An 18,695-nucleotide genomic window follows, 5' to 3' on the forward strand; every position below is an offset into this window, starting at 1 on the left:
CTTCCCATTCCGAACAGAGTAGTTAAGCCCGCCAGAGCCGATGGTATTGCCGTAACAGGTGGGAGAGTAGGTCGGTGCCTAATTTTATACTAAAGCCCTTGCAAAAAACTTTGCAAGGGCTTTTTTGTGTTTATAAATGTTGTGATTCCCCATCAGCGAGAAAAGACGTATATTACGTACGTTAATATTTTAGTTATATGTGTAATTTATTTTACTTTCGAAGTCTGGCCGTAGCTGCGTTGGTATTCCTATCTATCTGTAGCACCTTGTTCGCCCAAGAATCTCGATTTACTATAGCTCCGCGTATAGGTTACGGAGTACAAAATCTGGATTGGTCAATCGCTGGCAATTTAGATGGTACTGGGCCTAATGTTTATTCAGAGCTAATATGGGATCAAATTCAAGGGATGAATTATGGTTTACAAGGAACGTTCCGTGTTCTCCCTAAATTGGATATTGTCCTAGAAGGAGATTATCAGCATACGCGTAAAGGTAAAGCGCGAGATACGGATTATAATGGAGACAATCGCACAGCTCCATTTTATGATGAGAGGTTCAACAGTGACGAAGGATACTTTTATATTTATCGGTTTTCAGGGCGATATGTACTGCCTGATTTAGGGGTAATTTCGCCTAGAGTACTGTTCGGCTACGAGCAATTGGGTAACCGCTTATTTCTATTGCCGCTACCTGATGATACTGACAATCGTAATTTGCGCACTACCTACGAAACTAATTGGTATGGAGGGCAAATAGCACTTGAGTTAGCTTATGCGTATAATTCATTCTATGCATTAGGTAGCTACGGCTTCGGCTTGTATGATTACAAGGCTAAAGCCAATTGGAATTTGATTGATAATTTTGAACAACCGGTTAGTTTTCGACATTCTGCCTTAGGCTTAAAGCATAATGGTGTACTACGACTGGGATACCAGGTCAATTCATTATTGGCAATTGAGCTATCTGGAAATTATACCAGCGCCTTTACCAATCAGGGATTAGATGAATTGTATACACGCAATAACGGAACATTACGTACACGTTTCAATGGTGCAAATCTAACCCAGTACAGTGGATCTCTAGGCTTGCGCGTCAGTTTCTAGGATCAGTTAGTGTTATTCCTTAGTAATGCTTCTTTTTAGTGTGTATTAAGGCCTGTGACCTAAGGTTTGGGATAGGGTGTCGGGTACAATAATGTTTTATTTTAAGCAATCGATTGCGTTGTCCACCGAGTTTCATTTATCGATAAATTGATTTATACTTGCTAAGGCAGCAATTTTAAGCGTCTTTTAGTGCTTTTCATAAGAGATGTGCCGCTGTGCATGACCTATAAATCTCATTTACTATGGATTCCTCAAGACGTTCCTTTTTAAAACAGGCCAGCCTGCTTTCCGGATTAGCTATTTCCTTACCTAATATTGTTCATTCCACTTCTGCTTTTTCAGAAAACAACATGTGTGGATTTCGTGCACCCAAAATCGACCAAGTACGCATCGCAATTGTTGGTTTGGGAAATCGTGGTTCGGGCGCGGTATCCCGATTCACCTATATAGAAGGCGTCACTATAGTGGCGCTATGTGATCGGCATGAAGACCGCGCGCAACGAGAGCAGCAGAAGGTGAAAGATGCAGGTTTGCTAGCTCCCAAGACATATTCGGGAGGCAATGGATGGCAGCGTATGTTGGAAGAGAATACACTTGATCTCGTATACATATGCACTCCTTGGGATTTGCATGCGCCGATGTCTATCGCTGCCATGCAAGCAGGAGCACATGTGGGTTGTGAAGTACCCATTGGGTTAACTATAAAAGAATTATGGAGAGTAGTGCAAGTTTCTGAACAAACACAGAAACACTGCATGATGCTCGAAAACTGTTGCTATGATTTCTTTGAGTTGATCACGCTCAACATGGTTCAGCGAGGTTTGTTTGGTGAACTGATCCATGCGGAAGGAGCTTACATACACGATTTATTGGATCTTAACTTCAGCAAAACCTACTATGATGATTTCTGGCGTTTAAAAGAGAATATCCGCTTACATGGTAATCTCTATCCCACGCATGGTATTGGCCCGATTGCACAGTGCATGAATATCAATCGAGGCGACCAGATCGCTACCTTAGTCAATATGCAAAGTGCGGACTTTCATATGGGCGCAAAAGCGTCCGAATTAGCCGCTACCGAGGCAGATTTTGCGCCATTTGCTAGGAAATCTTACAGAGGAAATATGAATACTACGTTGATGAGGACACAAAAAGGCAAAACCTTAATGATACAGCATGATGTCAGTTCCCCTCGTCCGTACTCTCGTATACATCTGCTGAGTGGCACGATTGGCTTTGCACAAAAATATCCTACCAAAGGTTTGTCTTTTAAGAATTACAAAGATGGACACGCATGGCTATCGCAAGAAGCAATGGCAGAGCTAGAAGCTAAATATACGCCCGACATGGTGAAGCTGATTGGTGAACAAGCTAAGGCGGTTGGTGGGCATGGTGGAATGGATTTTATTATGGATTGGCGCCTGATTGATTGCTTGCGCAATGGCTTGCCATTAGATCAGGATGTGTATGATGCTGCATCGTGGAGTGCCATTATACCATTAAGCATACAATCATCAGCACAAAATAGTCGACAGTTGAACTTTCCGGATTTTACCAAGGGGAACTGGAAAAGCAACCAGCCAGTAAGCCTGAGTTTAGAAGGTGGTGGCAATACGAAGATTCGTGCAGTAGCAAAAGCAAGCGAGGGACAGTTGCAGGTTTAGCAAGTGCTTGGTTAGCATCGTATAGTTATAAAAAAACACCTCTTAAGTTCGTCTTAAAAGGTGTTTTTTTATATCAAAAGGTTGATTGACCTTTAGAACTCGGCATTTTTTGGAGTACGTGGGAAAGGGATCACATCACGGATGTTGCTCATGCCCGTAGTGAATAATACCAATCTTTCAAAACCAACTCCAAATCCGGAGTGCGGTGCCGAACCAAAACGTCTCGTATCCAAGAACCAGTCGATCTCATGTTCTGGAATACCTACTTCCGCCATACGCGCTAATAACTTTTCTAAGTTTTCCTCGCGTTGTGATCCACCTACCATCTCTCCAATACCTGGGAACAGGATGTCCATAGCACGTACTGTGTGTCGACCTTGCGCATCTGGTTCATTCTGCTTCATGTAGAATGATTTGATCTCTCTTGGATAGTCTGTTAAGATTACGGGCTTTTTGAAGTGTTTCTCTACCAAATAACGTTCGTGCTCTGATTGTAAATCAGCACCCCATTCTTCGATCAAGTATTTAAACTGTTTCTTTTGGTTAGGTTTGCTGCGTTTCAAGATCTCAATTGCATCCGTATACGTTACCCGTTCAAAGTCATTCGTCAATACAAATTGCAATTTGTCAACCAAATTCATTTCAGATCGTTCGCTCTGCGGCTTTGATTTTTCTTCTTCTACCAATCGGTTACTCAAGAAAGCGATCTCGTCCGGACAGTTTTTCAGCGCATAGTTAATGACGTATTTCAATAACTCCTCTGCGAGATCCATATTGTCTTCCAATTCGTAGAAAGCCATCTCTGGCTCGATCATCCAAAACTCGGCTAAGTGACGCGTAGTATTCGAATTTTCTGCACGGAAAGTCGGACCAAAGGTGTAGATATTCCCTAATGCCATCGCTGCCAGTTCACCTTCCAGCTGTCCAGACACCGTCAAGTTGGTTGATTTCCCGAAGAAATCTTCTTTATAGTTTACTGTACCGTCTTCATTACGTGGTACATTGTCAAAATCGATCGTGGTTACACGAAACATTTCACCCGCCCCTTCAGCGTCAGAACCCGTCACGATAGGCGTATGCATATACACAAAGTCGCGCTCATTGAAGAATTGGTGTACGGCAAATGCCAAAGCATTACGAACTTTGAAGATCGCATTGAATGTACCCGTACGGAAACGTAAATGTGCAATCTCTCTCAGAAATTCTAGGGAATGTTTTTTGGGTTGTAATGGATATTTTTCTGGATCAGAATCACCCAAAATGGTCAATTCATTGACCTTGATTTCCACGCGTTGCCCTTTACCCAACGATTGTATCAACTCGCCTTTTACGCGAACGGCAGCGCCGGTAGTTACGCGACGTAGCAGCTGCTCATCGGTATTCTCAAAGTCAACTACAGCTTGGATATTATTGAGTGTAGAGCCATCATTGATGGCAATAAATTGATTGTTGCGAAAAGTCCGCACCCATCCTTTAACGATTACCTCTTGACCAAAGTCTTCTGCGATTAGCAGTTGTTTAATACGTGTGTGTTCCATTATAATTATCTATACCCTGCGCGATTGCGCTTTTGCTATGCAAGGATACGAAATTATGAGGTATTGCCGAAAATAAAGCCGATTTCTGCTAGATCTTTTCCTTGTTAATAATCTTCAGCACATCACGCTCTACCCAGAAGGAAACGATCGGGATCAAAGATGCCGCAAAGTACATCACTACTCGTTTAAATTTCCAATTATACGATTGCCAACAGGCAATTAATAGCACCACGAATATCACGACCAAAAAGCCATGAATAGATCCGGCGATACGTACCGTGCCAAGACGAATATCATCAGGGATCTCCATAAAGCGAGGCAACACGTACTTAACAGGCATTGCGACAAAGAATAAAAATATGGTGGAGATCGCCTCCCACAGCGCAACTTGTCTAAAAATTCTGAGCATAACTATATTAATCGCGTTTGAATGGTTCGCAAAGAAAGGTATAAAACGGTGATGTGTAGAATTCTTTTTCGGGAACTGACTTACACCTGACAAAATCTTGATGTTCATCGTCTTGTTCGCAAGTAATTTGACAGGGAATTTGCGGAATAAAATGTAGAAAGGTGTATTTTTGGTATATTTGTCTAATAGAATCAAAACGACAACGTTATATTTATGAATTACGATATTATTGTTATTGGTAGTGGTCCAGGTGGGTATGTTGCTGCCATCAGAGCATCCCAACTCGGTTTTAAAACAGCGATTGTAGAACGTGAAGCATTAGGTGGAATTTGTTTGAACTGGGGCTGTATTCCTACAAAAGCATTGTTGAAAAGTGCACAGGTTTTCGAATACCTGAACCATGCCGAAGAATATGGTATTAAAGTGAATGGCGGAGAAGCAGACTTCGGAGCTATCGTAAAGAGAAGCCGTGGTGTTGCTGATGGCATGAGCAAAGGTATCCAGTTCTTGATGAAAAAGAATAAAATCGACGTCATCATGGGTACGGCCAAAATCAAAAAAGGTGGTAAAGTCGAAGTAAAAGGTGCCGATGGTGCAACCAAAGAATATACCGCTAAACATACGATCTTAGCTACAGGAGCTCGCTCTCGCGAATTGCCTAACTTGCCTCAAGACGGTAAAAAAATCATTGGCTACCGCCAAGCGATGAATTTGCCTACACAACCTAAATCTATCGTAGTAGTGGGTTCTGGCGCAATTGGTGTCGAGTTTGCTTATTTCTACAATACAATTGGGACTAAGGTTACGATTGTAGAGTTTATGGATCGCATCGTACCAGTAGAAGACGAAGAGATCTCGAAACAATTGGAGAAATCCCTGAAAAAAGCAGGTATCAATATCTTAACTAAATCAGAAGTTACAGGTGTGGATACGAAAGGTGATGTATCTAAGGTGAAAATCAAAACAGCCAAAGGCGAAGAGGTTATCGAAGCCGAAATTGTACTTTCAGCAGTAGGTATCACACCAAATATCGAAAACATCGGGCTTGAGGAAGTTGGTGTAAAAGTTGATAAAGGCCGCGTATTGGTAGATGATTTTTATAAAACGAACATTGATGGCGTATATGCTATTGGTGATATTGTAAAAGGTCAAGCTTTGGCACACGTAGCTTCTGCAGAAGCGATCACTTGCGTGGAGAAAATCAAAGGCTTACATGTAGATGCCATTGACTACAACAACATCCCGGGTTGTACGTACTGCTCACCGGAGATTGCTTCGGTAGGTTACACAGAGAAAGCAGCGAAAGACGCTGGTTACGAAGTAAAAGTAGGTAAATTCCCATTCTCGGCATCAGGTAAGGCATCTGCTGCTGGCGCGAAAGATGGTTTTGTAAAAGTAATCTTTGATGCGAAATATGGTGAATTCTTAGGCGCACACTTAATTGGTGCAAATGTAACGGAGATGATTGCTGAAGTAGTAGTAGCTCGTAAGCTAGAAACCACAGGACACGAAATCATCAAATCTGTACATCCGCACCCAACCATGAGCGAAGCGATCATGGAAGCAGCTGCTGACGCATACGGAGAAGTAATCCACTTGTAGGCATTACGCAGAGATATAAACAAATAAAGAAGCCGCTTGCCGAGTTGTCAATCAACAAGGTAAGCGGCTTCTTCGTAAATAAACTATAATAAACAGTTCCTTTTAACCGAGGTGAGAGCGCAACATCCAAGCGGTTTTTTCGTGCTCTTCCATCAATCCAGTTAAGAAATCTTCCGTACCAGTATCACCAGCCGACTCTGCTAATTCGATGCCTGAGCGAATGACCATAATGACTGTTTCAAAGTCAGAAGTTAATTCTTTAATCAACCCTTGGCTATCAGTGCCACCGTGTTGTATTTCGGACAGATGCGTTAATTGTAGATATTTTGCCAAAGATCCTACGGCATAATGACCCAACATACGTACACGCTCAGCTACGTCGTCAATGTTGACCGCTAATTGATTGTACAGCCCTTCGAAAAATAGGTGCTGTGAGTGAAAATCTGGACCTTCCACATTCCAGTGTGCATGTCTTATTTTTGTATATAATACGGTGTAGTCTGCTAACAATTTATTTAAAAATTCAGACACATTCGCCATATCTCTTTCTTGCAAGCCTATCTCAGGTTGCTTATGTGTTTTTGATAGTGTACTCATAATCTTTCTAATTTTTATATAATTAGATACGCAAATTATATGCCTGATTAGTGGTTTTCCGTAAGGAAAATGTCAATTTTGAGCGCACTCGGGATACTAGGGAAATAGAGCATCCTACAAATCTTACATTGTTCTGATTCCTTGCTCTTGACCTGCTAGCGGTTTCCTATTATATTTGTAAATAATCAAAAACGAGAAGATATGTATCCAGAATATTTAGTAACCCCTATGCGTCAAGAATTGGTAGATGCTGGGTTCGAAGAACTAAAATCTGCGGAAGCAGTAGAAAGCGCTATTCCTTCGGAAGGAACCGTGTTTGTTGTGGTTAATTCGGTATGCGGATGTGCGGCAGCCAATGCGCGTCCAGCAGCTAAAGCAGCCGTTAAAAACGAAAAACATCCAGATAAATTAGTAACCGTATTTGCTGGTATGGAAAAAGATGCTGTAGATAGAGCACGTCAATATATGTTGCCTTATCCACCATCATCACCAGCGATGGCCCTATTCAAAGATGGTCAGTTGGTACATATGATCGAGCGCCACATGATCGAAGGTCGTCCCGCACAAATGATTGCAGACAACCTAGTAGCTGCTTTCGACGAGTACTGCTAGTTCATCTTTTGATTTTTTGAATGATAGGAAAGCTTTTCGCATGCGCGAAAAGCTTTTTCCGTATTCTACACCCGTATTTACAACTACGATCTCCACCAATTCTTTTGTAAATTAGCACAAAGCCCAAAAGATACATGAAATCAATACTTGCCGCTCTAGGTTTACTCTTTCTATTTGTCTCTTGCACCACCAATCATGAGGTGGATCTAATCGTATACAATGCGCGCGTGTACACGGTGGATTCCGCATTTACCATAGCAGAGGCTTTTGCGATACGAGGAGGTGTTTTTGTGGAGGTCGGCAGTTCAGAGCGCTTGCTTCAACGCTATGAGGCCAAAGAAACTATCGATGCGCAAGGCGCAGCCATTTATCCTGGGTTTTACGATTCGCACACGCATTTCTTAGATTTTGCGGCTTCTCTGGATATGACTAACCTGTACGGTGCAGCATCCTTTGATGATGTTTTGCAGCGCTTACAAGCACATCACAAAGCATATCCCGATCGCCCGTGGCTCGTAGGCGCTGGATGGGATCAAGAGCGCTGGGGCGACGAACCTTTTACAGTCCGCGATTCTTTGGATAAATATTTTCCGGATATTCCCGTGTATCTTTCTCGGGTAGATTATCAAGCGGCTTCGGTGAATTCGAAAGCATTGGAAATCGCAGGTATAGATACCGCATTCTATGTAGAAGGCGGTTTGATCCTGACAGATTCAGTTGGCCGATTAAGCGGCGTGTTGATGGATAATGCTATGTCCTTAGTGAGAGAGCATATTCCTGAAGTTAGTGATGATCAGGAATTGCGTGCACTGACCAAAGCAGAGCAACTGTTATTTTCCGTCGGACTCACCAGCATTGTTGATGCCGGTATGAACGAGAGAGATCTGGAATTTCTACGAAATCTCTATACCAGCAAAAAATTGAACATTCGGAATTATGCGATGATCGAGGATAATCTACGCACTGTACGTCGAATGATTCGAAGTGGCTATTATGATGATGGCCGCTTGAGTATTCGTAGCGTCAAACTCACCGCAGATGGCTTGCTTCGTACGCGCAGCGCCAGTTTGTTAGCTCCGTACTCCGATGATAGCACCACACGTGGTTTCTTGTTGCAAACACCAGCGGAATTAGAGCGAACGATTAAAGAGATCGCTGCTACGAACTTTCAATTAAGTACACGTGCCGTTGGTGATTCCGCTGCGCGGCTAATATTGGATCTTTATGGCAAATACCTTGGTCAAAATAATACAAGACGCTGGCGTATCGAACATGCTCAGGTAGTGAATGAGTTCGATTTTGAGAAATTCGATCGTTTCCGTGTTTTTCCGTCGCTGCAACCAGCACATGCTACATCAGATATGCATTGGGTGCGCAATCGGATTGGCGAAGAGCGATTACACAATGCTTACGCACTGAAGCGTTTGGCGGATAATTACGGGATGGTTGCCATTGGAAGCGGTCTCCCAGGCGAAAACTTCAATCCTATCAACAGTTTTCACGCAGCCGTGACCCGCGTGGATGCCAATGGACTTCCCGAAGGCGGTTTTGAAATCAAAAATGCACTTACGCGACGCGAAGCATTAATGGGTATGACCATATGGGCTGCACAAGCATGTTTCCAAGAAACCCGACGCGGCAATATTCAACGCGGAAAAGACGCCGACTTTGTGATCCTGTCACAAGATATTATGACCATTCCTGACGGTGAATTGCCTAGCGTGGCCGTGCTTCGTACTGTGATCAATGGCGAGACCGTTTATCAGAAGAAGATGTAAGAATCTGCGGTTCTTATTCGATATGACGCAAAGACTGTTCGTCATCACCGTCAATTGCGATTAGATAACGAATGATCAGCCAGTAAATGGGTACAACGACGAGTAGGAATCCCAACAGCGTGTACACAAAGTAACGTAAAGAGATCCAATCACGATCAACCGAATTGCCTTGGTAAACGGCGCTGTAGGAGCTTTTAAAATAGGAGTGATTACGAGCTAGTTGTGTCAAGACCTGTTTTTCTGTCCCTTGATCATACAGTTCAAAATACAAAAAAGCACCTACGTTGATCTTTTTAAAATGGCTCAGCGATTGCTCAAAGTAAGGGCGTCCTTTATTACGTGCAAATTCCTCTTTCGAGATTGTATTTTCATATTTAAATGCCAGCCAGGCTTTGGCCGCATTTTGATACGCATTCTTCTGGGAGAAAATTGGCAGTAAGAAAAGTGATTTGAGGTGAACCTTATTGTAGTTCCAGCCCTTTCCGTTTTCGTAAGTGTGAATAGGTATCACACGCATCCGATCCACATGCCATTCGCCCAACGAAAGGAAAGTAGGTTGCTCGTATGCAGGCATTTCTTCTACGCTTTGCAAATGCAATACCTTACCTACATTGTAACGAATACTCGTGAATAAGGGCTGAAATAAAACAATCGCGGTAGCGGTGAGGATGAACGTCAACACAAAACGATGCGCTGCATAGCGTTCAGCTGGAAGTAGGAGAACGTAGAAATTATTTTTCTGGTACAGGTAAGAAACCAATACACTGCTGATAGCAGCGCCCACAGCAAGTGGTAGCAAAATACGAGTGATGAAAATAGGAAGGCCGTCATCTTGCGTGTGAATGTACCAAGCATATACCAACGAACTGACCAATAAAATAAAAAGCAATGCGATTAGCATTGCTCCTATAAAATATCGTCTATGTTTTGGCTGCTTCATGTTCTACTAATGTAATCAAAAACAGCCTAATTATCAATTTGTTGCTTATTGCATGTCGAAGAGATGTTTCTCTGCATGGTACGAAGATCTTACCAAAGGGCCGGATTCTACATACTTAAAGCCCATTTCCAAACCGATTTCTTGATAGCGTTTGAATTGATCTGGAGTGATCCATTCCACCACCGGATGGTGTGCTTTACTTGGTTGTAAGTATTGACCGATGGTCAAAATATCTACCCCAACTTCGTACAAGTCGCGCATCGCTTCTACCACATCTTCTTCTGTCTCACCAAAGCCCAACATAATACCAGATTTGGTACGCAATCCTGCTTCCGCTATACGACGAAGACATTCTAATGAACGATCATACTTAGCTTGTATGCGGACTTCGCGTGTGAGGCGACGCACTGTTTCTAGATTGTGCGATACCACTTCTGGACGCACCGCTAATACGCGATCCAAATTATCCCATTGTCCTTTAAAATCAGGAATCAAGGTTTCTAACGTCGTTTCTGGGCTTTCGCGACGGATGGCATTGACCGTCTCTGCCCAGATGGTAGATCCACCATCTTTCAAATCATCCCGATCCACCGAAGTGATCACGCAATGTTTTACTTGCATCAGTTTTACCGATTGTGCCACACGATTTGGTTCATCCATGTCCACAGCTAATGGTCTTCCCGTAGCTACCGCACAGAACGAACAGGAACGCGTACAGATATTTCCCAAGATCATAAAAGTAGCCGTGCCGGCACCCCAGCATTCGCCCATATTTGGGCAGTTACCACTTTCGCAGATCGTGTGCAATTTATGTTCATCAACCAGTCCGCGCACATGGCGATATTCCTTGCCTACAGGTAGTTTTACACGTAGCCAATCAGGTTTTCGCTGTGTTTGTTGCGCTGGAATAACGGGTAATTCAATCATAACACAAAGTTACGCATTATTTCATTTTTTATGCAATGCATTTGTTAAGCCAGTTTCATATGTTTATCACATTTTGGCTATAGGCTCACGGGAGATTTTCTCATCATTTGATTTTATATAAATTATAATGATGCTTCATAAAAGTTTTACAATCCGCAGATTGTCGGTTCACACTTTATTTAGGATCTTTGGGTACAAACTATTACTGCTTTCCTATGAAATTTTCGCGAGTCACACTACTAAGTTGTTTCCTCCTAATAACGTGGTGCAACAGCAGGGCACAAGAACTGCATGCCGATCTAATTCCCCGGCCAGATAAAGTCGTAATAAATGAAGGTGCGCTTGCATTGGATCAAGCATTTCCAGTATTCTACAGCGAACGTTTTATGGAGTTGAGTCAGCTGCTTGCAGATATTCCGAATTTACAAATTACTTCGTACGAACTCTTCAAACGGGTGAAAAAACAGCAGCCCGCAGCCATTTGGATTCTGGAGTCTAAGCCGTCGGACAATTTACGCCCCAACGAATATACGCTGTTGATCAATCCAGCAGGGATCACGATCAAGTCTCCTGATGTAGCAGGTGCTATGGCAGGTGTGCAGAGTTTGCATCAGCTCAGCATGTTACAAGATTCGGATGTACTTCCTTTTGTAGAAATACAAGATAAGCCCCGTTTTGCGTACCGCGGATTGCACTTGGATGTTTCGCGCCATTTCATGCCTTTTGAGTTTTTGAAAAAGTACATCGATGTGATGGCCTTATATAAGTTCAATCAGTTTCACTGGCATCTGACCGATGGCGCTGGATGGCGCTTGCAGATCAATCGCTACCCTGAACTCACTAAAAAAGCAGCATGGCGACCGCAGGCACATTTTGCAGATTGGGAAAAGTATGGCAAACGCTATGTAGAGCAAGGTACAGCAAACGCACATGGTGGATTTTATACGCAGGCGCAAGCGCGTGAACTCGTCGCTTATGCAGCCAAAAAGGGGATTAATATTATTCCTGAAATCGAAATGCCAGGCCACTCCGAAGAGGTGTTAGCCGTATATCCAGAGCTTTCTTGCACTGGCCTGCCTTATACACAAAATGAGTTTTGTGTGGGCAATGAGCAGACTTTCACCTTTTTGAAAAATGTGCTGGATGAAGTGTTGGATATTTTCCCTTCGGAATACATTCATATCGGTGGCGACGAAGCGGATAAATCTCATTGGAAAACCTGTCCGAAATGTCAGGCCTTAAAAGAAAAACTACAAGTAAAGACCGAAGAAGAGCTGCAAAGCTACGCTGTACAGCAAATGGATGAATACTTGCAATCCAAGGGGCGGAAAATGATTGGCTGGGATGAAATCTTGGAAGGCGGATTGACCGAAGGAGCCACCGTAATGAGTTGGCGCGGCGAAGAGGGCGGCATTGAAGCTGCGAATAAAGGGCACGACGTGATTATGACGCCACAAAGTCATTTGTATTTTGACTTTTATCAATTCGATCCGCGTACACAACCCAAAGCATTTGGTGGCTACCTGCCTTTAGAACGCGTTTATAGTTACAATCCAGTTTCCGATAAAATTGCGGCAGATAAAGCCAAACATATTTTGGGTGCGCAGGCCAACTTGTGGACAGAATTTATGCCCAATCCACAACAAGTAGAATACATGGCATTTCCTCGTGCTCTGGCCTTAGCAGAAATCAACTGGACGGCTCAGGATCAGCGTGATTTTCCGGATTTCAAACGGCGTTTGCAAAAACATTATGCGATACTGCAAGATCTACAAATCAATTATTACCGTCCGAGCTTCGATGTACTGTATGATGTGGTGTACGATGCTGCCAAGAAGTCAAATCGTATTATTTTAACATCGGAGCAGTTTGAACCAACAATACGCTATACGATCGATGGCACCGAGCCAGATAATCAATCTCCGCTTTATATCGCGCCGATTGATTTGGCCGTAAGTGCCACGCTCAAGGCAGCTTCGTTTTTAGATTCCGCTCGTATGGGGCCTATCAAAACGGTTGAATTGGATATCCATAAAGCGATTGGAAAAACAGTGCAATACAACACGAAGTGGAATGATCGCTATGCTGCGCAAGGCGAGCAGACCTTGGTCGACGGTCGCAAAGGCGGCGTCAGCTACCAAGATGGTAAATGGCAAGGATTTACCTCCGATATTGAATTGGTGATCGATTTGGATCGCCGCGAGGAAATCAACCGTGTCGCTGCGCGCTTTATGCAAATGCCAGGGCCGGGTGTATTTTTTCCAGGTTCGATCAAAGTTTGGATTTCTGACAATGGCAAAAGCTACCGCGAAGCAGGATCATTCGTGCCACATGTAGATAAACATCCCGAAGTACTCGATATACAATCCTTCGAAATCAAATTTGATAAACCGGTGATGGCTAAATTCATTAAATTCGAAGCCAAGAATACGAAGAAAGCCTTTTTATTCATCGATGAAATTGTTGTCGATTAATATTCAAAATCCACTATTATGAAAAACACATTACTACTAGTTGCTGCCGTAGTTTTCTTTGCCTCGTGCAATAAAACACCTCAGCCCAATGATGAATTCAGAAACTTGGTTGATCAAATGAATTTCCAAACCGATACGGCAGCTGCTTTCAACAGTGTGCTTAATACTTTGGATCAACAAAATGTACTTTTCGGTGATTTTTACAAATATTACCATTATACGATACAAGATTCTTGTGATCAGGTAGCCAATGCAAAGTATGACGATGGAGAATATCTTTACCGCGAAAAATCGGGTGAAGAACAGGAATTCTTATATCAAATCACGGTTAGGGCCATTGATGATTACCATCAGCGACTAGCCATAGATACCGCGTTGCTGCCGCTGGTGGAGGAGAAGATAGTGCTCACTCCGGATCTTAAAAGATATATCAATCAGCATTTTGATCTGCAAATGTATATCCCAGAGGAGAGCAACTAAAAATCTGCGTAAATAATTGATGAATTATTGCAAAAAATACTGTAATTTTGCACTCCGACAAAGCAGTCGGAATTCCGCACTCTACCATGCACGTTTCGTTGCGCTGTCCCACAATTAACAATTTGTATTTTAACATTTTGAATTCAAAAAAATGCCAAGAAACACTTCCATCAACTCGGTTTTAATTATCGGTTCAGGGCCTATTGTCATCGGACAGGCGTGTGAATTTGATTATTCAGGCTCACAAGCCGCCTTATCTCTTAAAGAAGAAGGTATCCGAGTTTCGATCATCAACTCCAATCCAGCAACGATTATGACAGATAATATCGTCGCGGATAATGTGTATCTATTGCCACTTACTTGCGAAAGTATCGAGCAAATTTTGGAAGAGCAACAAATTGATGCTGTATTGCCAACGATGGGTGGACAGACGGCATTGAACTTGTGTATTGAGGCGTCCAATAGAGGTATCTGGGACAAATACAACGTTAAAGTAATCGGTGTGGATGTTGCCGCCATCGAAAAAACGGAGAACCGCGAAGAGTTTCGCCAACTGATGATCGATATCGGTGTTGGTATTGCCAACTCTAAAATTGCGAACTCTTTTCTAGAAGGTAAAGAAGCTGCTCAGCAAATCGGCTTCCCGTTAGTTATTCGCCCATCCTACACACTAGCTGGTACAGGTGGTGGTTTCGTGCACAAAAAAGAAGATTTTGATGCCGCATTGAACCGCGGTCTACACGCTTCACCAACGCATGAGGTATTGGTAGAGCAAGCCGTACTAGGTTGGAAAGAATTTGAATTAGAGCTTTTGCGTGATACCAATGATAATGTGATCATTATCTGTACGATCGAAAACTTCGATCCGATGGGTATTCACACAGGAGATTCAATCACGGTAGCGCCAGGGATGACATTATCTGACAAGTGTTACCAAGATATGCGTAATCAGGCGATCTTAATGATGCGCTCCATCGGTACGTTCGCCGGAGGTTGTAACGTACAATTCTCAGTAAATCCAGAGAACGAGGAAATCATCGCGATTGAGATCAATCCACGTGTATCCCGTTCATCGGCACTAGCATCTAAAGCAACAGGATACCCTATTGCGAAGATCGCTGCCAAATTAGCCATCGGCTACAACTTAGATGAGTTGCAAAATCAAATCACGAAAACGACTTCGGCTTACTTCGAGCCAACGTTGGATTACGTGATCGTAAAAGTACCTCGTTTTAACTTTGATAAATTTAAAGGCGCTAACAAAGAATTAGGTCTACAGATGAAAGCCGTAGGGGAAGTGATGGCAATCGGACGTACCTTCATTGAAGCGTTGCAGAAAGCAGCACAATCGTTGGAAACAGGCCGTGCTGGTCTTGGAGCCGACGGTCGTCAATCGCGCGATCTAGAAGAGATTATGTACTCTTTGGAGCATCCAAGTGCAGATCGTCTATTCCATGTTAAAGATGCCTTCGAAATGGGCGTGCCTTTGGAATCCATCCGCAAGGTGACGCATATCGACAAATGGTTCTTAGTGCAAATCCAAGAATTGGTGCATTTAGAAACGGAATTACGTCGTTACCAACTAAACAATATTCCTCGTGATTTCTTCTTGACCTTGAAGCAAAAAGGATACTCTGACGTACAGATTTCTTGGTTGTTGGGCAATGTAACAGAAGATCAAGTATACGACCGCCGTACCGAACTAGGCATTCGCCGCGTGTACAAAATGGTTGATACATGTGCGGCAGAATTCCCGGCGCAAACGCCATACTACTACTCGACATTTGAGGATGAAAACGAATCACAAGTATCTGATCGCAAAAAGATCGTCGTTCTAGGTTCAGGTCCTAACCGTATCGGTCAAGGTATCGAGTTTGATTACTCATGTGTTCACGGTTTATTAGCGGCCAAAGAATGTGGTTACGAAGCGATCATGATCAACTGTAACCCAGAGACGGTATCTACCGACTTCAACATGGCCGATAAATTGTACTTTGAGCCAGTTTTCTGGGAGCACGTACGTGAAATCATTGAGATGGAAAAACCAGAAGGTGTGATCGTACAATTAGGTGGTCAGACGGCATTGAAAATGGCGAAGCAATTGGAGGAGTTAGGGGTGAAGATCATTGGAACATCTTTCGCTAACATGGATTTGGCCGAAGATCGTGGTAGCTTCTCAGACTTGTTGAAAGAATTGGAGATTCCTTATCCGAAATACGGCGTGGCGACTTCTGCCGAAGAAGCTATTGTGGTAGCGAATCAAGTTGGTTATCCTGTATTGGTTCGTCCATCGTACGTGTTGGGTGGACAAGGGATGAGCATCGTGATCAACGATGAGGATTTGGAAAAAGCAGTGGTGAAATTGTTGCGTACGCTTCCAGGAAACCAGATCTTGATCGACCATTTCTTAGATCGTGCAGAAGAAGCAGAATCGGATTCGATCTGTGATGGCGAAGATGTACACATCATCGGCATGATGGAGCACATCGAGCCTGCGGGTATCCACTCCGGCGATTCATCTGCGGTATTGCCACCATTCAGCTTATCTGAAAACGTGCAATCCAAAATGGAAGAGTATTCTAGAAAATTGGCAAAAGCATTGAATGTTCGTGGTTTGTTGAACATACAATTCGCGATCAAAGATGAGCAGGTATATGTGATCGAAGCTAACCCACGTGCATCTCGTACTGTCCCATTCATTGCAAAAGCATACGATGTACCATATATCAATATCGCGACGAAAGTGATGTTGGGAGCGAATAAATTAAGTGATTTCACGATTGAGCGCAAGCTAAAAGGTTATGCAATTAAAGAGCCGGTATTCTCTTTCTCTAAATTCCCAGAGGTAGATAAGCAACTCGGCCCTGAGATGAAATCAACAGGTGAAGCGATTCGTTTTATCAAAGATTTGGAAGATCCACATTTCCGCGAGTTATACAGTCAGAAATCCATGTTCTTAAATGCGCAGTAGATTTTTAGATACTAGTATTTAGATATGAGTAATGAGATACTAGTATTTAGATATGAGTAATGAGATACTAGTATTTAGATGTGAGTATTGAGATATGAGTATTTAGATTTTAGTACTTAGATAAAAGAACGGTGGCTACCCAAATGGATAGCCACCGTTTTGCATTTTGGCGCTTTGTGATTACAAATTCATTCACTACGTCATTGCGAAGCCGAGGAACGAGGCTGTGGCAATCTAAAGCTACACAGTATTATTATGGAAGATCGCTTCGCATACTCGCGATGACGTGGTTATACCGTTCTTACGAACCTGAGGTACGAGGGTGCCGTAATCTAAAAAAGAAAGAAGCCCCTTCGAATTATCGAAGAGGCTTCTTAAAGTCGTCTTTGCGAAGCCGAAGCATGAGGCTGCGGCAATCTTAACTGATGTGTTTTTATCATTCGAAAATGATAGATCGCTTTGTCGTACCTCCGCGCGATGACGTGGTTATACCGTTCTTACGAACCTTAGGTACGAAGGTGACGTAATCTCTAATGTTAGTTTATAAACCTATCAACGTTCCCAACCCTATTAACTTTATCAACTCTATATACCTCTCAACTTTATTAACTCTTCTATTAACCTATCTCGTCAACCAACCATTCGCCAATACTTCTTTGGCGTGGTAGGTAAGGATAGAAGAAGCGCCCGCGCGGCGGAAGCTTAACAGCGTTTCCATCGTTGCGCGTTCTGCATCTAACCAACCGTTTTGTGCGGCTGCTTTCAGCATCGCATATTCGCCGCTCACGTTGTATACCGCGATTGGTAAGTCAAAATTATCATGTAATAACTTTACGACATCCAAGTACGGAAGTCCTGGCTTCACCATCAAGAAATCCGCGCCTTCTTCGGCGTCTAGCTGCGCTTCGATCAGCGCTTCGCGCACATTAGCCGGATTCATCTGATAGGTCTTCTTATCGCCTGATTTAGGGGCTGAGTTCAACGCATCGCGGAATGGTCCATAGAACGCAGAAGCATATTTTGCGGTGTATGACATCAAGGATACGTTGGTGAATCCATTCGTGTCTAATACGTCACGAATATAACCTATACGGCCATCCATCATATCTGAAGGTGCGATAATGTCTGCGCCAGATTCAGCATGCGCCAAAGCCATTTTGCCTAAGATATCCAAGGTTTCATCGTTTAGGATTTCGCCATTTTCGACAATACCATCGTGTCCGTCCGAACTATATGGATCCATCGCCACATCCGTCACCACACAAGCTTCTGGAAAATTCTTTTTCACCGCTTCGATCGCACGCAGGTATAAATTGCTTTTTTGGTAACTAACCGTGGCATACTTATCTTTTAGCGAATCTTCGATGTTAGGAAATAAGTCAAAAGCCTTTAATCCAAGATTCATACAGCTTTCTACTTCACGCAGTAGATTGTCTATACTATACCGGAAGATTCCCGGCATGGATTTTACTTCTGTCTTTTGGTTTTCACCATCGACAATAAATAACGGAAAAATCAAGTTGCCTGCGTGAAGGTGTGTTTCTTGCACCATATCACGAATCACGGCCGATTTTCTATTTCTACGTGGTCGAATCATCAT

Annotated in this window: 14 protein-coding genes and 1 rRNA gene; 9 read left to right on the forward strand and 6 right to left on the reverse strand. The window is 43.1% G+C overall.

Annotated elements, in window-relative coordinates; all coding sequences use genetic code 11:
- The 3 genes from rrf to DC487_RS00010 form a co-directional block, all read left to right on the forward strand.
- Positions 1 to 83: ribosomal RNA gene (rrf, locus tag DC487_RS17450) — 5S ribosomal RNA — on the forward strand; the annotation flags it as partial.
- A 114-nt stretch (positions 84 to 197) separates the two neighbouring features.
- The gene (locus DC487_RS00005) at positions 198 to 1,103 is read left to right on the forward strand and encodes a hypothetical protein (protein ID WP_116773894.1); all 906 of its coding nucleotides are present in this window, start codon (positions 198 to 200) and stop codon (positions 1,101 to 1,103) included.
- A gap of 242 nt (positions 1,104 to 1,345) precedes the next feature.
- Complete coding sequence (locus DC487_RS00010; protein ID WP_116773895.1) at positions 1,346 to 2,767, forward strand: Gfo/Idh/MocA family protein; 1,422 nt, start codon at positions 1,346 to 1,348, stop codon at positions 2,765 to 2,767.
- Positions 2,768 to 2,859: 92 nt separating this feature from the next.
- On the opposite strand, the gene asnS is transcribed toward DC487_RS00010, so the two are convergent.
- Positions 2,860 to 4,305 (reverse strand): asparagine--tRNA ligase, encoded by a 1,446-nt coding sequence (gene asnS / locus DC487_RS00015; RefSeq protein WP_116773896.1) that lies wholly within the window; start codon positions 4,303 to 4,305, stop codon positions 2,860 to 2,862.
- Between the two features lie 88 nt (positions 4,306 to 4,393).
- Positions 4,394 to 4,714 (reverse strand): DUF3817 domain-containing protein, encoded by a 321-nt coding sequence (locus DC487_RS00020; protein WP_239016289.1) that lies wholly within the window; start codon positions 4,712 to 4,714, stop codon positions 4,394 to 4,396.
- A gap of 213 nt (positions 4,715 to 4,927) precedes the next feature.
- Between DC487_RS00020 and lpdA the strand changes: the two genes are divergently transcribed.
- Positions 4,928 to 6,316 (forward strand): dihydrolipoyl dehydrogenase, encoded by a 1,389-nt coding sequence (gene lpdA / locus DC487_RS00025; RefSeq protein WP_066757232.1) that lies wholly within the window; start codon positions 4,928 to 4,930, stop codon positions 6,314 to 6,316.
- A gap of 102 nt (positions 6,317 to 6,418) precedes the next feature.
- Here the strand turns inward: lpdA and DC487_RS00030 are convergent, their stop codons facing one another.
- On the reverse strand, positions 6,419 to 6,913 hold the full coding sequence (locus tag DC487_RS00030; RefSeq protein WP_207774282.1) for a Dps family protein: 495 nt from the start codon (positions 6,911 to 6,913) through the stop codon (positions 6,419 to 6,421).
- Between the two features lie 201 nt (positions 6,914 to 7,114).
- Here DC487_RS00030 and DC487_RS00035 point away from each other — a divergent pair, with 201 nt between their 5' ends.
- Together DC487_RS00035 and DC487_RS00040 are read left to right on the forward strand one after the other, a co-directional pair.
- On the forward strand, positions 7,115 to 7,525 hold the full coding sequence (locus DC487_RS00035; RefSeq protein ID WP_116773897.1) for a BrxA/BrxB family bacilliredoxin: 411 nt from the start codon (positions 7,115 to 7,117) through the stop codon (positions 7,523 to 7,525).
- Positions 7,526 to 7,659: 134 nt separating this feature from the next.
- Positions 7,660 to 9,303: an amidohydrolase gene (locus tag DC487_RS00040; protein WP_116773898.1), complete on the forward strand. Its 1,644-nt coding sequence runs from the start codon at positions 7,660 to 7,662 to the stop codon at positions 9,301 to 9,303.
- 13 nt (positions 9,304 to 9,316) lie between these two features.
- Here the strand turns inward: DC487_RS00040 and DC487_RS00045 are convergent, their stop codons facing one another.
- Both DC487_RS00045 and lipA read right to left on the reverse strand, forming a co-directional pair.
- The gene (locus tag DC487_RS00045; RefSeq protein WP_133228274.1) at positions 9,317 to 10,243 is read right to left on the reverse strand and encodes a hypothetical protein; all 927 of its coding nucleotides are present in this window, start codon (positions 10,241 to 10,243) and stop codon (positions 9,317 to 9,319) included.
- A gap of 45 nt (positions 10,244 to 10,288) precedes the next feature.
- Positions 10,289 to 11,170 carry a lipoyl synthase gene (gene lipA / locus DC487_RS00050; protein ID WP_116773900.1) on the reverse strand — a complete coding sequence of 294 codons (882 nt, stop codon included), beginning with the start codon at positions 11,168 to 11,170 and terminating at the stop codon, positions 10,289 to 10,291.
- Positions 11,171 to 11,385: 215 nt separating this feature from the next.
- Between lipA and DC487_RS00055 the strand changes: the two genes are divergently transcribed.
- From DC487_RS00055 to carB, 3 genes are all read left to right on the forward strand, one after another.
- The gene (locus DC487_RS00055) at positions 11,386 to 13,644 is read left to right on the forward strand and encodes a glycoside hydrolase family 20 protein (RefSeq protein ID WP_116773901.1); all 2,259 of its coding nucleotides are present in this window, start codon (positions 11,386 to 11,388) and stop codon (positions 13,642 to 13,644) included.
- A gap of 18 nt (positions 13,645 to 13,662) precedes the next feature.
- Entirely contained in the window at positions 13,663 to 14,124 is a 462-nt protein-coding gene (locus tag DC487_RS00060) for a hypothetical protein (RefSeq protein WP_116773902.1), read from the forward strand.
- A 151-nt stretch (positions 14,125 to 14,275) separates the two neighbouring features.
- Positions 14,276 to 17,095 (forward strand): carbamoyl-phosphate synthase large subunit, encoded by a 2,820-nt coding sequence (gene carB / locus DC487_RS00065; RefSeq protein WP_116773903.1) that lies wholly within the window; start codon positions 14,276 to 14,278, stop codon positions 17,093 to 17,095.
- A gap of 622 nt (positions 17,096 to 17,717) precedes the next feature.
- Here carB and hemB read toward each other — a convergent pair.
- Positions 17,718 to 18,695 (reverse strand): porphobilinogen synthase, encoded by a 978-nt coding sequence (hemB, locus tag DC487_RS00070; protein WP_116773904.1) that lies wholly within the window; start codon positions 18,693 to 18,695, stop codon positions 17,718 to 17,720.

The organism is Sphingobacterium corticibacter (genome assembly GCF_003076635.1).
Classification (GTDB): Bacteria; Bacteroidota; Bacteroidia; order Sphingobacteriales; family Sphingobacteriaceae; genus Sphingobacterium; species Sphingobacterium corticibacter.